Origin of the sequence: Butyrivibrio sp. WCD2001 (assembly GCF_000424485.1) — a bacterium.
In the GTDB taxonomy this organism is placed as follows: Bacteria; Bacillota; Clostridia; order Lachnospirales; family Lachnospiraceae; genus Butyrivibrio.
In genome coordinates, this window is record NZ_AUJZ01000004.1 from 263,882 (window position 1) to 278,863 (window position 14,982).

Consider the following 14,982-nt stretch of genomic DNA (forward strand, 5'->3'; position numbering starts at 1 on the left):
ATCATAATTATATGAAACGATTACAATATAATACGTTTCTATGATTATAGCAAGCATTTTTTAGTAATTTCATCACTTTATACAATTATTAAGGCATACAAAAATAAATTCATGCGCTCTTTGCATATATATTCAAGTATACATGAATTTTATGAGTTTCCTCTTTTATTATCGAGCTTTTTTGTTAAATGAATTCTGTTAGCGCAGAAATAGCGCGGAAACCGGTGTGATTTAACCGGCATTTTAAAGAACAAGAAAAAAATTGTTTACAAAAAATTTACATATAAAATTACTTATGAGAATTACATATTATTCCTATTATGAATTTTCCCTGCGAAATATGCTGACAAAAAAGATATTATAAAGAAGCCCGCAAGACACATAATTGCTTTGCGAAGTCCAAAAAGATCCCCAAATTTTCCGGTGAGGGCTGTAAATACTACTCCGCCAATACCTGTAGCGGTGGTGATCATTCCGGTTGCTGTTGCTGTCTTCTTCCCTGCCATAGTTTTCATTATATTAAGTACGCAGGGATAGATTGCCCCACTCGCAAAGCCAAGCGGTATGCAAAGTAAAAGTACAAGCATGCTGTTTTCGGAATTGGTTAGGATTATTGTGATAATCGGAATTGCAGCAGTGGCAGTAAGGAGAATTTGCCGCGCATACTTCGAGAAGTGGCCGACGATAACTCTCGAAGGAATCATAACAGCCCAGAAAAGTGACAGAGCATACTTCCCGATTCCTGATTTTAATACATCGGTAAACAGTGTATCGACGAAGAAGGCAAAGCCGTTTTCAAAACCGACATAGATACACATGATTGTGCACAAAAGTAAAATTCCGCCAATGATAAATTCTCCGGCAGAGTTCTTGCTCTGCGCGGAATCTCCCGCTACTGCTGTTTCATTCGCGGTGTTCTTAGTTTTAAACAGGCCTATCAGAGATACTGTGCTTCCTATTGCAAGAAGCGCGAAAAGTGTACGCCAGCTTAGGCCTTTTCCAAGATAATAATTAACGATAAGCGGCGACGTAAGTGCACCGAAGGCATACATGGATGTGATGTAGCCTATCTTCTTACTTCCGCTTATGGGATATGCGTCAATCAGGGCTGCGATGGAAATAAATTGAAGAGCGCTGGTGGTAAGTCCCAGGAAGAACACTCCACCGATGAAGAATTTCTCCGCATCCGTAAAGAATATCAAAGTTGCTGCCGTGATCTGAAGAGCTAAGAGAATTGTAATGCACTTCGCTTTTCCGGTTCGGTCTGCCCATCCTCCGAGAATCAACGGTGCAAGCATTGTCGCAAAAAGCTCAACAGAAGCAAACAGGCCCATGGTTGTAACCGACAAGTCGTAGTTTTTCCCGATGTTCCACAGACTTGCCTGATATCCGCCTGCTTCAAAGCCGTTGATGAATACAATAAGAAATAACACTATCCATAAAAAGTCATGGCTTCTTTTTGAATCATCCATAGAGATCACCTGATCTTAGCGTTTTTTGCCAAGCCCTTCTTTATGAAAAGCTTTTGATAGGTCTTCTTCAGTTTCTTCGGAACCTTTACTGTCACGTTTTTAGGTGTGCCCTTAAAAGCTTTTGAAGCAACAGTGTCTTTGGTCAATTTTGTAGATTTGACATTTATGGTATTAAGGTTCTTTGCACCTTTAAATGCATTTGCTCTGATGTTAATTACGTTGTTCCCTATAGTTACAGTCTTAAGGTTCTTGCATCCGCTAAATGCCTTGGTTGCAATACCCGTAACGTTATATGTAATTCCGTCTACAGTAACCGTCTCGGGAACGGTTATCTTTTTTGCTTTCTTATTAATAGTACATTTATAATCTACCGTAGGATTTTCCTGTGCAGAGGAAGTCACTACAAACTCAGCCGCTTTTTCCGCCACAGTAAAAGTAGTCCCTTCTTTCTTCCCTTCCGGTGCAGGTTCTTCAACTTTCTTTACTTCCTGTACCGGCTGCAATCCTGTTTTGCTCGTATTATCTTCCGGTTTTGTTTCAGGTTCAGGCTCCGGAGCAGGCGCTTCTCCATAAGTAGCAGGCTGTGCTGATGCTGCGCGTAGTTCTTTGGCAATGTTCCCTGCTTCGTCCGCAATCACGTTATAGCTGCTATCGCCGACTTTTATATTCTTAATTGTGAAGTTTTTGGGTGTTTCAAATATGAGGTCACTTGCTATATTTATGTCATTGTTATCATAGGCCAGTACTACAGATTCTTTCGCACTGATGCTTATTTTCCCGCTAAGGAGTTCAAGCGCTCCTGTGTCCGTATAAATTCCCTGATTGACAGAGGTGAATTCCAATGTGCCGCCATCTACCAGAACTCCTCCTCTTCCTGATATCGCTTTGTCAGCGTTTTTTATTGTAATAGAAGTATTACCACCGCTAATTGTTATTTTGTCTGTGGAGAAGAAGCCGTTCTTTCCTCCGCTAAAATCAAAATTACCTTGTATGTCGAGCGCAGCCATGTAGGATCCGATTATCATAGTTGTGATATTGGGAGCCAGTAGTTTTGCGCTGCCGCGAATTTTAAGAGGGATTTCTGTGTAGACCATGCAGTTTGAAGCGATTTTCCCATTGTAGGTGCCGCTTATTGCCGTTGCATTATTAAAGGTAAGAGTATTGGTGGAAGGATCAAATGAAGCACTTCCTGTTCCGCATTTTATATAAGCCATGTTGGCGCTTGTGATCTGGGTACTGCCGATCCAGAGGTTGTAGGATGTAGGCGCAGAGTCAGCCCTAACGGTGATATTTGATGAGAAAAGTGCAGTAATAAAAAGCATGCAGGAAAAGCATACTGATAAAATGTGTGAAGTAATTCTGTGCTTGTACATGTGATCCCCCTCATAATTTGTTCTATACTTATATATCGTAATAAAAGTTCAAATTATTTACCGGGGGATGAAATTTTTATTTACTATCCTATACCAATAGCAATTTGTTGTTCTCAAGGTCGTAGTACAGAGTAAGTTCGCTGCCTTTAAGATCGTAGACTCTGGCTATGTCTTTATTTTTCTCATCACTTATAAAATCAGAGGAGATATCTTTATATGCGGAGAGCTTATCCGGAGCGAAAGCAAGAGTCTTTTCATTTGCAAAAACAGCGGTGTAGAGGATGTCAGCCTCGACGAGATCCTGGAAGATGTGGCTTCCGTAGGAGAGCTCAGATACTCTGAACACCACATTGTCACCAAGTCTGATGTTATCAAGTGCCTTATCCATCTCCGGAATCCCGGACAATATTCTGTCAAATGCTGCCATACGAAGCCCTCCATGTAAGAAAAACACTGTGTAAAAGAAAAAGGCAAAGAACGCCACTGATGTAAGCGTCTTTGCCTCTTACCAATATAATAACATATTATGTTCATTCCCAAAACAGTTCATCCTTATTCCTGTTATATTATTATTTTTTATATAATGTGTTGACATCTATAATACTATATGCTATATAATATTGTATAATCAAAAAAAGAAAGGAGCGACAAGCATGACGTATCAATTAACAGCACCACTACTTGATGCCTGCGTTCTGGGAATAGTTAGAAGTGAAGATTCATATGGTTACACTTTGACACAAAAGGTGCGTCAGGTGGTGGATATTTCGGAATCAACCCTCTATCCGGTTCTCAGAAGGCTTCAGAAGTCAGGCTGCCTAAGAACCTATGATGCTCCATTTCAGGGGCGAAACAGACGATATTACGCAATCACGGATGAGGGCAGACAGATGCTTGGATTCTATGAAGGCGAGTGGAACGAGTACAAGGACAAAATCGACGGTCTGATAAAGGGGACAGGATCAGACATCGCCAAGAGTTCTGAGGAGGGGATGACAGAATGAACAAGGAACAATTTTTAAATGAACTCGATAACAGATTAAGACTCATCCCTGTCGACGACAGGCTGGATGCTATCGAGTATTACGATGGATATATTTCCGACATGGAACTTACCGGAGACGAGGATGTTGTAGCAAAGCTCGGAACTCCCAAGGAAGTTGCCAAAAGTATTATCGAACAGTGCACGCAAAAGCACATAGAGAACACCGAGGAGCAAAAGACAGTAAAGGGAAAGGCCACAGTTTTATGGCTCACAATACTTGGCATAATATCTCTCCCTCTCTCACTGCCCCTTGGAATTGCAGCAGTTGCGGTTGTGTTTGCACTTGGCATAGCATTACTGGCCATACTCTTATCACTGGTAATTACAGCAGTTGCAATTGCAGCAGCAGGTTTTGCTTCCATATTCTGGGGCGTGATGGTTCCCGGAATAGGCCAGAAGTTCTTCACAATAGGTGCGGGATTGATCATGGCAGGTCTTGGTATAGCACTTACCTATGCACTTATTATATTTGTTAAAGCATTTTTCCGTTCGATTTTTAGAAATAAGAAAGTGAGGGAGACGCGATATGAATAATAGAATTGTATTTATGGTAGCAGGTGTGATGGTAGCTTTCGGTGCGATAATCCTCGGCGCAGGAATACTTCTCGGTGCCAGCCCCATTATCGCAATTGGCTCAAACGGCGCGAGCGCAAGAGCAAATAAAGAACTGGTAAAAGATACTATAAAGCTTTCCGAATTTGACGAGCTGGACGTGGATACAGCATCAATCAACACATATCTTGTAAGGGGCGATTCCTATAAGCTTGAGTACTGCGCCTATGAGGACAACATTCCCAAGGTGGATCAGAAAGGTAAAAAGCTTAAGATTGATCAGCCTTCACATAACGGAATACTTCTCAGCTTCAATTTTGACAGAAATGGTGAGCAGTATTACAAGATCACCGTTCCCGATAATGCCGGAATAATCGATACCAAGCTCGAGGCTTCTTCCGGCACAATAGCTGTCGACAGTGTTGATATCAAGGGAAAAGTTGAAGTATCTTCAGGAGTTGTAAAGCTTGATAACATAAAGTCCGAAGATCTTAGAGTATCCGCATCTTCAGGTGACATCAATCTCGATAAAGTCATCACTGACAAACTGAGCCTCGAACTCACTTCGGGAGATATGCACCTTACAGATTGCGAAACAGATGAACTCAGTGCCGATATGACAAGCGGTCTTATGGTCTTTGAGAAATTCAAGGTGAACAAAGCTGATCTTCAATCCACTTCAGGTGATATGAAGGTTGGTATTGCCGGAAAAAAGGACGATTACGACTTTAATATAGATGCAACTTCCGGAACCATCAAGGTTGGCGGCACTATAACAGAGCGCAAATTCAGAACAGACAATAATAAAGAAAAGTACATAAAAGCAGATATCACAAGTGGTCTTTTTGATGTATCATTTGAAGACTGATGTTTAAACGCAGAAATGGCACAGTTCCTCTTAGAGGCGTCTGTGCCATTTTTTATCTTATTCTGATGTCAGTCAGGGCGACTTCATCGCCGGTCAGAGCCGCGTAAACAATCTCTCCAATTCCCGATACCTCAGTGATATTTTCTATGTAGATACCAAGATTCTCAGTAATCGTTGTAATCTTGTTTCCTCGCTTAATAAAGTTTATCTCACTCTCAATTCCTGCCTTATTTTCAGTTTTCCAGACATCCCACCCTGGGAAGGTGTCCTTCTTTTTCATAATAAATTTGTTGCGGGCGTTGGTCTCTACTTCCTCTTCCTCGCCGTTTATCTTAATAAGCGCATATTCCTTATACCCGCTTCCTCCTATGTTTCCATCCTCGGAGGAGAAAAGAACTATGTAAGGACAATGCCACACAAGATCCGCATCGGGAAGTGTCATGCTATGAAATTTGATATTAAGACCGTCTTCAACCTTTATCCCCTGAGTAGATGCGCTGCGGAAGCCGTTTACCTGGACATTCGGGACATCGGATTCCATCCTCTCGATGAAGCTTACATCACCAACGATTTTCCTTATATCACCTTCCTTAATCTCTCTTCCTGTGAGCTGAACTTCGATATCATTTATATCACAGTTTTCACCGGTGATACCGATATAAACAGCCTTTGATTTATCAGGCAGTGCAACAATAACATTAAAAATGTGCTCGGGGCTAATCATCTGAAGTGACAAATGATCCTCAAATTTTGCCGCCTGAATGCTGTATTTACGTTTTCCATCTAATGCTGTTTTCTCTGCCTCGGTTATCTCCACCTCTCTCGCACTTGTGGAGATATAATGCCCGTCAAACCATATTTCACCGAATTCCAGATAATGATATGCCTCTATGGCTTTCTGATTGTCATGCACAATTCTGTCATAGGAATCGAACAGAATAATTGAAGGGGCTGAAAAGCTCTTACTGTCTCCACCTGCCCTCTTGGAGGAAAAAATGATCTCCCTCTCCTTTGTATTAACCGGAATTCCCACGGAGATACTGTCTCTGTACTTCCTGCACTTAAGCGTCTTCTGAAGCTTAATTTCCTCCTGACTTTCACTTCTTCTATCTTCATCCAGAATTTTAACCATAATGTCGGTAAAATCCGGATCAAACTGCGTGCCTGATCCCTTGATAAGTTCCTCACGCACGGTGAGATAAGGTAAAGCATCGCGGTAGCTTTTCGGAGCCATCATGGCGCCGTAAGCATCAGCAATCGCTATTATCCTTGCTATCTCAGGAATTTCTTTTCCCTTTAAGCCATCAGGATATCCTGTGCCATCATACCTTTCATGACAGTAAAGAGCTCCGGTCTTTAGAGAAGGATACTCCCTGATACTGGATAATATTTCACTGCTGATGACCGGCTGTTGCTTTACAATTTGAAGCTCCTCATCCGTTAAATTTTCATTCTTATCAATAAGATTATCAGCGATTCCTATTCTACCGACATCATGCAGAAGCGCTGCGTAATATATCTCATCGCACTCCTCAGCACTTTTCCCGTAAATCTCCGCTATCCTTTTGGCGCAATCCGCAACACGCTCGGAAGTTCCCACTGAAAAAGAATCCTTCTTTTCAACTGCTGTCACAAAAGCTGTCGCTGTCTGATCAAAGAGGCGCTTCATACTCCGCCTCTCCTCACGCAGTTCGTGCATCTGAACACGCTGCGCCTTCTCAACCGTATCGTTAATGTCAAGGTAAGAGAACACATACATAAGGATTGATACCACAACCATGGCCATGTTTACGATGGAAACACCATAGGCAAATATCTGAATAATCCCGACTACTATCGGAACAAAAATGTATGCCGTAAGTGCTATATAAATAAGCCTGGCTATTCTCTTTCTATACATTCTGACGGCTGTGTACTGAATGATCGGGCATATTACCGGAACAATGTAACACACAAGAAATCCCGGACCTCTATGATAGACATTGTTCTCATCAAAGTAGTAATAGAAACCTGTAAAATGTGCTATCACGGAAAAGATCATCCCGAAGGCTGCTGCCGCTCCTGAAAACTGCAGTCGTCTCGGAATCCGTATTTCACCCTTCACGTTTCTCAAAATATCATAAAGATAAATATTGAATACAAAAACCACCTGTGAAGTCAAAAAGAACACCAAGAGATTACTGATGCGCACCAAAAAAATACCCTTAGGCGAAAGATCGCCTCGGTATACGTAGGACAGACGATCGAAAAAGAGGAGAAAAGTCGCTGTGAACTCCATTGCTATGAGGATCCACTTTCTCCGCCTGTCGAGGAATCTTGTAATAAACAAAAGGAATGCAATTGTCGTACATGCAGCGCAGAGCCACTGCATGATATCCAGCTGATATGCCCTTATAAATTCAAACATATCCTACTACTCCTTTTAACATAACTACCTGTGGAGGATAAAAAATTCATCCAGTTTTTCAAGGAGTTCTCCCTTTGTAATATCCTTCAAAAAATATCCTTCGGGTCTTAGCGCAACAACTGCCATTACGCTTTCCTTATCTCCCTTGCCGGTGAGGAAAATCACAGGAATATCCTTTGTCTCCTCATCATTTCTGAGCATTTCAAGCACCTGGGGACCGGTTGTAATCGGCATTTCATGGTCAAGCAGTATGAGATCCACCTTGTTTTTCCCAAGGTACTTTATGGCCTGCAGTCCGGAGTTAGCCATAGCAACCTTGTAATCTTCCTTAAGCCACTGCCTCACAAGAGATAAATACTGGGGATCATCATCTACTATGAGTATGCTTTTCCTGAACTCTCCCGCATCGACCTTCGTAAAGTAATCACTTACGGCATCAACAAATTCCTGATTATCAACCGGTCGTGAAAATGTTCTGTATACCAGTTCTTCAGGAATATGATCTGAAACATACTCAAGATCAAGCTGTTCTCCGATAAGGATAAGCTCAGCACCCCTTTCCTCCATACTGTCTGTCAGGAAATGGATGACTTCTTCCTTAGACTTAGGAGCATCATCGATGTAAAATGCCAGAAGCTGCGTATCCTGCCAATTCTCATTTATACTGTTCACAGTACACGGAACAAACACGCAGTCCACCCCTGCATCCCTGACCTTGCCAATAAGGACACGAATAATGAATGATTCCTTATCTCCTATGAAAAGCATCCGTTTTGTCGTCATTGTTTTTCCCCTTTACTACAATGATTTTACCAATTCTTCCATATTGTCCCAATCAAAGTTCTTCATCATGGTTTCCAGTTCTTTCATCTTTTTCTCGTCTTCTTCCGGAAGCTTATAATGTGAAAGCTGCTCAAGAATCATCTCAACCGCATCATAATCCATCTGCGGAACGACATCAGAAAGAGCGGCATAAGCATCTGCAAGTTCTTCAGGTGATATTTCTTCCTTTTCCTCTTCCTCTTTGGTATCTCCCTGCTTTAGCTTTGCAAGCTTTTCTTTATATGCCAGGTATTCCACCATGAACTTATCATTATTTTCATCTATAAAATCAGTATCCGACTTATTTCCCGCTTCCTCAAGCTTAAATGCAAGCTCGGAAAGTGCCTTTGCTCCAATAATACGCGCAGAACTTTTCAGTGCATGTATCTTTATCGTGTAAAGCCTTATGTTTCCGTTTTCAAGCGCATCATTTAATGCCTTTGAGTTACCGTCAATTGTTTCAAGGAAAAGCTCAAGAGCAAAAATATATGATGCAATACCGCCGGAGTTCTTAATACCTTCTTCTACATCTATGCCCTCTGTGCTGTATATCCACTGCATGGTTTCAGGCATCTCAGTAATCTCTTCCACCACATAGTCATTTGTCGGCTTTTCCATCTTCTCTTCAGGCAGATGACGCATGATGGTTTTTTCCAAGATTTCAGTATCCACCGGTTTCTCAAGATATCCATTAAAGCCCTTCGACAGATAGAATTCCTCTCCTGCAATGGAGTTTGCGGTAAGTGCGTATACCGGAAGATCGGGTTCTAGCTCACGGATCTTCTGTAGCGTCTCTATTCCGTCCATCCCGGGCATCATGTGATCGAGAAGTACCACATCAAAGGAGGAATCCTTTATCTTATCCAGAGCATCCTCTCCACTCGAAGCAGTCGTCACATATACCTTTGTGGCTTTAAGGAGTCCCTTCATAACACTGAGATTCATGGGATTATCATCAACCACCAGAATATCTGCATCAGGTGCTATAAACTTAGGAATATAAGGTCCCTTAGGCGAATTTTCGTCATGCTCCATGAATGCTCCAAGAGGAGTATCGTCAACTATGCGCTGCTTCACGGTAAGAATAAATTCACTGCCCTCACCGTAAATACTTTCGCACCATAGCTTTCCTTCCATAAGCTCGGCGAAACGTCTGGAAATATCAAGTCCCAGTCCTGTTCCCTGAATGTTTGCGTTTTTCTCCTCTTCAAGTCTTTCGTATGCTGTGAACAGCTTTTCCATATCCTCGGCCTTGACACCGATTCCTGTATCCTTTACCGAAAAGCGAAGACCAGCTATATCATCCTCACGTTCATCCATGGACACAATCAGAGCAAAGCCTCCTGAATCTGTATATTTGACCGCATTTGTAAGAAGGTTTAAAACTATCTGCTTTATTTTCCCGGAATCACCGTACAGGCGCTTCGGCAGGATTTCATCTACGATGACATCAAAGGTCAGTTCTTTCTGCGTACTTCTCACACGTATCATGGATACGATTGAACGCAGCATCTCCTGAGTATCGTATTCCTGCTCCACCAGGTGCATTTTTCCGGATTCGATCTTTGAAATATCAAGCAGGTTATTAATGAGTCCCAGCAAGGATTCCGATGCATTTCTAATATCAAAAGCATAGTTCATCATGGACATAAAATATCCCTTGGGAACTCCTGTCGAATCCTCTCTCAGAACCATCTCATTCATTCCCATAATTGTGTTTATAGGTGTTCTGATCTCATGGGAAATGTTTGCAAGGAATCTGGATTTTGCCTGGTTTGCCTGCTCGGCCTCGTCCCTTGCCTTCAGGATCTCCGCATACTGTTTTTGCACTACTGAATGTGTCGATATTCTCCAGATTAAAAGCCCTAAAATACCGATGACAATCAAAGCCATTATCATTCTGAACAGGAAAAGCTCGGTAAATTTTGCCTCTTTTATAATTGTGTAGGTATCATCCTGTAAAATGTCGCCGGTTCTGGTGTCCAATATCTGAATGTGCAAGGTGTAATTGCCATATTTGAGATTTGTAAATTCAAGTGGTGAAAGCTTACTCCTAAGCACAGTAATGCCACCATCCTGCCCGCCTTCGAGGAATACCCTTACCAGAGGATTAAGCATTGTGTAATCCATAACAGAGGCAGAAATCTGAATTCTTCCATCTGAAGCCGGTATCCTGTATGATCCGTCCTCACTCCTTGGAACTTCCTTGTCATCACAAACTACAGAACTTATACCGGTTTTAACTTTTTCGTTTTCTTCATAATAGTCATTGATATTGACCTTGATAACACCGTTCCTTCCGGGAATATAAAGGTTGCCCGTATAGTCCTTAGTAGCAAAGGAATAGGCCATAATTCCGTAAGGAAGTCCGTTCTCAACAGTGTATAATCTGTAATCACTGATTTCATTCCTGAGCATAAGATTTGCGTTTACAACATATACTCCATAGGAGGATAAAACCCATGCGTTATCTTTATCGTCAAATGCAATGTCATAGTTGTTGTTATAAGGGAAAGTCGTTATTGGAATTATTTCTCCGTCCTTCATATATTCTATTGAATTGGAGGTAAGAATCCAGCAAACACCGCGCCTGTCATCTCTCATAATTCGAACTATGACATCGCTTGTAAGCCCGTCATCTCTTCCAAGATGCGAAACCTTATCACCCTCTATAACATATATTCCTCCGCCGTCCGAACCTGCAAATATTGTCCCGGAATCATCGACAAAAATCGTTTGTATTAAAGAATTCTTTATTCCGTCCTTCGCGGTAAATGTTTTTACCACTTCACCGTCTTTAATTAGGGCAATTCCGTCATTTGTACCCGCAACAGCTGTGCCATCGGGACTAAAGGCAATACATCTCACCTGGTTATGAGGCAAGCCATTCTCTACGGTGTACGAAGTAATAGTATTATCCGGAAGGACACAGATAAGTCCCTTCTCGTTTGAATATGTGCATATCCAGGTATTTCCGAGCAGATCTCTTTCGATATCACGGACTCTTGTTTCTCCGACAAAAGATGTAATCGAATTTTTTACCTGTCCTATATTTTTACCAATAATTTTCAGACCTTCATCCGTACCGGTATAAATATTACCTTTTATAAGACAGGTGACATTTACTGCCGCCTCTTCCATTCCTGCCTCATAGGTGAGATCCATGAAATTGTTTGTCACAATTTTCATCACACCCTGGGTAGAAGATGCAACCCACATATTCCCCTGATAATCCGAAGTCATCATCTCGATGTTGTTGTCCATAGGAATATTTCGAAGAGCATGGAAATGACCTTCATCACCAATATAGCCCACTATGCTTCTTGAAGCTACCCATACACGTCCGCAGTCATAGCTAAGCCAATGAACACCCTCAAGTGGTGATACCGATATACGTTTTAGTGCTTTGGCATTGAGGCCAAAGTCCCCGTAAAACAGGTTACTTCCTTCTGTTCCGAAATATAGCTTACCATTATTGTAAGGGTCTGCTACAAGGCTTGTTATTTTCCCGAGTCCAAGTTCTTCACTAGTATAGAGCTCACTGACCGCGCAGTCATCTATCGCAAAAACAATACCGCTTGATGTTTGTCCATAGATTCTTCCCGTACTATCAGAATCCATCTTCAGCAAACGTTCATCCGCTAATCTGTCATCCACAGAAGTATGTATCTGCATATTTTTATCTACATAGCAAACACCGGCTGTGGTTCCGATAAAAATATTACCGGCATTATCCTCTGCAAACTCCCTTGTGGAAGATGAAGGGAGGCCGTCATCGTATGTAAGCCAGGTCCTTTTCTCTCCATCGAGTATTACAACTCCGTTATCGTTTGTCCCAACCCATATTCTGCCAAGGCTGTCCTCAAAAAACGCTCTCGCACTGGTCAGACCGTCAGAAGTGTCCAGTCTCGTAAACTCTGTTCCATCATATTTTATTATTCCGCTGTAGCCACCAATCCACACGTGACCGTCACTTGCTCCAAGTAAAAACATAGCATCTGAGGTCGGAAGGCCTTTTTCAGCAGTATACAGTTTCGCAGTATAAGATACTCCGGGAATCTGTCCCGTAGCAGAGTATCCGCCACCATACAGCGAGTATTCATCCATAGAATTCTGTGCAGTTACTGCGGCATCCGAAATAAAATCATAGCTTTCCCCATCGCCGGTATCTCCTGCAGCACTTACTGCCACAGAAGCTTTCGCCGCTATGGTAAGGAATAATGCAAATGCTGTAAAGGCTGCCGCTAGCCTTGTTTTTAAAGAATTCTTACTCATCGGCAACCTCCATATTCACATTTTCATTGTACTTTCTAAGCACTACCTTAACTTCAGGCAGGGCATCCATAAACACTTCCACACACTTGGGGTCAAACTGTGTTCCGGCACCATCCTGCAGCATCGCAAGGGATTCCTGCAGGGTGAACGGCGGTTTATAAACCCGGGGAGAAGTAAGCGCATCAAAAACATCCGCAACTGCCATAATTCTTGCAGAGAGCGGAATCACCTCACCGTGTAAGCCTTCGGGATAACCTGTTCCATCCCACCTCTCATGGTGATATGCTGCCATATTTCTTGCTTCCTTAAGATAGTTCGCGCCTTCCACCGTACTTATGGCTTTCTCCATAATCTCTTTGCCCGCGGTGGTATGCGTTTTTATAATCTCATATTCTTCAGGCGTAAGCTTTCCCGGTTTATTAAGCACATTGTCGGGGATATTTATTTTTCCGATATCATGAAGAGGCGCACTTCGAACAACGTCTGATATGAATTTCGGTGTAATTTTTTCAGCGTAATATCCCTTTTTCTTAAGTCCCTCAACTATTATCTTCACATAGGCTGCTGTTTTCTGGACGTGTGCTCCGGTATCGGAATCTCTGTTCTCGACGAGGTCAGCCATCGTTATGATCAGACCATCCTGCATTTTCACGGTATTTTCGGAAAATCTGCGAAGACTTCTGAACTGCTCTGTCTGATTAAGTGCCATGTCACAGATAGCCTTATAGAGTTTTTCTGTTTCATCGCCTGTATGAATATCAAGAGCTCGCAATTTTCTCACGGCTGCATCGAGTCTTTTCTGGTCGGTACCAGCACCTATAAAATCCTCTACTGAAAGAGCCATGCTATTTATCGGATAGGTTGTAAATGCGCCTGTATACCACATTCCATAGGCGAGAATCAGCACGAATAATCCTGACATACTAAGAAGTACACGCAGGATAAAATTACCCATATAATCTGCCATATATGACAGAGAAACCACAGCACCCGCATAGGCAACTGTTTTCCCGAATCTGTCCCTGACAGGACTGTAAGTAACAAGCGTCCATTTATTGATGGCATCAGTTTCTATCGGTTCTATTTCCTCGCCCGCAAGAAGCTGTGACAGGTATGGTGCCATTGAAGCTTCAACCTGAAGAACAGATCCCGGAGGGTTTGTGTTGCCGTTCTCATCCCCAAGGTCAAAAACGGTGTAGCAGCCGTCTTCTCTGTACTGAAGAACGAAAAGATAATCTACTCCGTTTGCATTTTCCCTGATCTTTCTGAGTATTTCTTCGGTCTCTTTATAACCGGACATGTTTTTCCCGTATTCAATATAGGAGTCGATCATATCAGGATTAACAACGGACGCAGCAAAATCGGCTGCAGTAGTTGCAACCCGCATTCTTTCTTGTTTTGTATTATCAAAATAGAGTCTTATTCCAAGCTCACTGATTATTGCAACAAGCGCAACAGAAATCGCCAGCAGCATAAGCGTCATTCGCCTTTTCACGGAATGATGAGTTTTACCTGCATGCTCATCCATCTCCCGGATTTCTTCAGGCGACAGTGGCCGCTGTCTCCATCCCATCTCCTGCATGATATCCCGCGCTTTAGATGGAATAAAATGAATAACCGCAAGCGCTGCTGCTATAGAAATGCTCTTGTCAATAATATCCATGCAGATGTTTATTACAAGAGACATAAAGAACCTGTAAAATTCATCTTCTGCACCGATCGCAGAAAGGATTCTCAGAGTGTAGTCCTGCTGAGGGCCTCCAAAAAGGCCCCACTGAATAAGCACGCTGATTCCGCCGCTTATATTTCCCGAAACCAGTATGAACAGAATTATATTTTGAATTTTACGAAACGATCTTTTTCTTACAAACCATGCTACATAGATAGCAACCAGAGTGTTTACGAATCCAAAATAAACCGCAATGTCATTAAATGCAGTGCAGATCAAATTGGTCACTACAGCTGTCACTATCCCGGGAAACAGTCCACCCATTGCAGCAACAATTATGGTTCCTATTGTATCGAGAAAAATCGGCAAGTCCAATTTATAGGACACATAGGAAATAATCACATTGACTGCAATACCGAATGAAATTGTTCCCACTCCGAGCAGGTTGTATTTCTTGTTCCGATAAGTATTTGCCTTCACTGCTTATCCTCTCACAGAC

Annotated in this window: 10 protein-coding genes; 3 read left to right on the top strand and 7 right to left on the bottom strand. The window is 42.2% G+C overall.

Going from position 1 to position 14,982, the window contains the following annotated elements; all coding sequences use genetic code 11:
- Positions 1–302: 302 nt before the first annotated feature.
- The 3 genes from G630_RS0104325 to G630_RS0104335 all read right to left on the bottom strand — a co-directional run bounded on the left by G630_RS0104325 (position 303) and on the right by G630_RS0104335 (position 3,272).
- Positions 303–1,472 (bottom strand): MFS transporter, encoded by a 1,170-nt coding sequence (locus G630_RS0104325; RefSeq protein WP_022760656.1) that lies wholly within the window; start codon positions 1,470–1,472, stop codon positions 303–305.
- Positions 1,473–1,477: 5 nt separating this feature from the next.
- Complete coding sequence (locus tag G630_RS0104330; protein ID WP_026497862.1) at positions 1,478–2,845, bottom strand: leucine-rich repeat protein; 1,368 nt, start codon at positions 2,843–2,845, stop codon at positions 1,478–1,480.
- An 88-nt stretch (positions 2,846–2,933) separates the two neighbouring features.
- A complete protein-coding gene (locus G630_RS0104335; RefSeq protein WP_026497863.1) occupies positions 2,934–3,272 on the bottom strand; it encodes a hypothetical protein in 339 nt (112 codons plus the stop codon).
- Positions 3,273–3,498: 226 nt separating this feature from the next.
- Here G630_RS0104335 and G630_RS20660 point away from each other — a divergent pair, with 226 nt between their 5' ends.
- The 3 genes from G630_RS20660 to G630_RS0104350 are packed head-to-tail and all read left to right on the top strand — an operon-like array spanning position 3,499 to position 5,310.
- Positions 3,499–3,849, top strand: a complete 351-nt coding sequence (locus tag G630_RS20660) for a PadR family transcriptional regulator (RefSeq protein WP_022760659.1) — start codon at positions 3,499–3,501, stop codon at positions 3,847–3,849.
- Positions 3,846–4,424 (top strand): DUF1700 domain-containing protein, encoded by a 579-nt coding sequence (locus G630_RS0104345; protein WP_022760660.1) that lies wholly within the window; start codon positions 3,846–3,848, stop codon positions 4,422–4,424. Before G630_RS20660 ends, G630_RS0104345 begins: the two co-directional genes overlap by 4 nt.
- Positions 4,417–5,310 carry a DUF4097 family beta strand repeat-containing protein gene (locus G630_RS0104350; protein ID WP_026497864.1) on the top strand — a complete coding sequence of 298 codons (894 nt, stop codon included), beginning with the start codon at positions 4,417–4,419 and terminating at the stop codon, positions 5,308–5,310. The genes G630_RS0104345 and G630_RS0104350 overlap by 8 nt, the downstream gene beginning before the upstream one ends.
- Positions 5,311–5,362: 52 nt before the next feature.
- Here the strand turns inward: G630_RS0104350 and G630_RS0104355 are convergent, their stop codons facing one another.
- Genes G630_RS0104355 through G630_RS0104370 form a run of 4 tightly spaced genes read right to left on the bottom strand, consistent with a single transcriptional unit; the run spans position 5,363 to position 14,963 of the window.
- The gene (locus G630_RS0104355) at positions 5,363–7,717 is read right to left on the bottom strand and encodes an HD domain-containing phosphohydrolase (RefSeq protein WP_026497865.1); all 2,355 of its coding nucleotides are present in this window, start codon (positions 7,715–7,717) and stop codon (positions 5,363–5,365) included.
- 24 nt (positions 7,718–7,741) lie between these two features.
- A complete protein-coding gene (locus G630_RS20665) occupies positions 7,742–8,500 on the bottom strand; it encodes a response regulator (RefSeq protein WP_044958669.1) in 759 nt (252 codons plus the stop codon).
- 15 nt (positions 8,501–8,515) lie between these two features.
- Complete coding sequence (locus G630_RS20670; RefSeq protein ID WP_049946085.1) at positions 8,516–12,814, bottom strand: hybrid sensor histidine kinase/response regulator; 4,299 nt, start codon at positions 12,812–12,814, stop codon at positions 8,516–8,518.
- Positions 12,807–14,963 carry an HD domain-containing phosphohydrolase gene (locus G630_RS0104370; RefSeq protein WP_026497866.1) on the bottom strand — a complete coding sequence of 719 codons (2,157 nt, stop codon included), beginning with the start codon at positions 14,961–14,963 and terminating at the stop codon, positions 12,807–12,809. The genes G630_RS20670 and G630_RS0104370 overlap by 8 nt, the downstream gene beginning before the upstream one ends.
- Positions 14,964–14,982 lie beyond the last annotated feature (19 nt).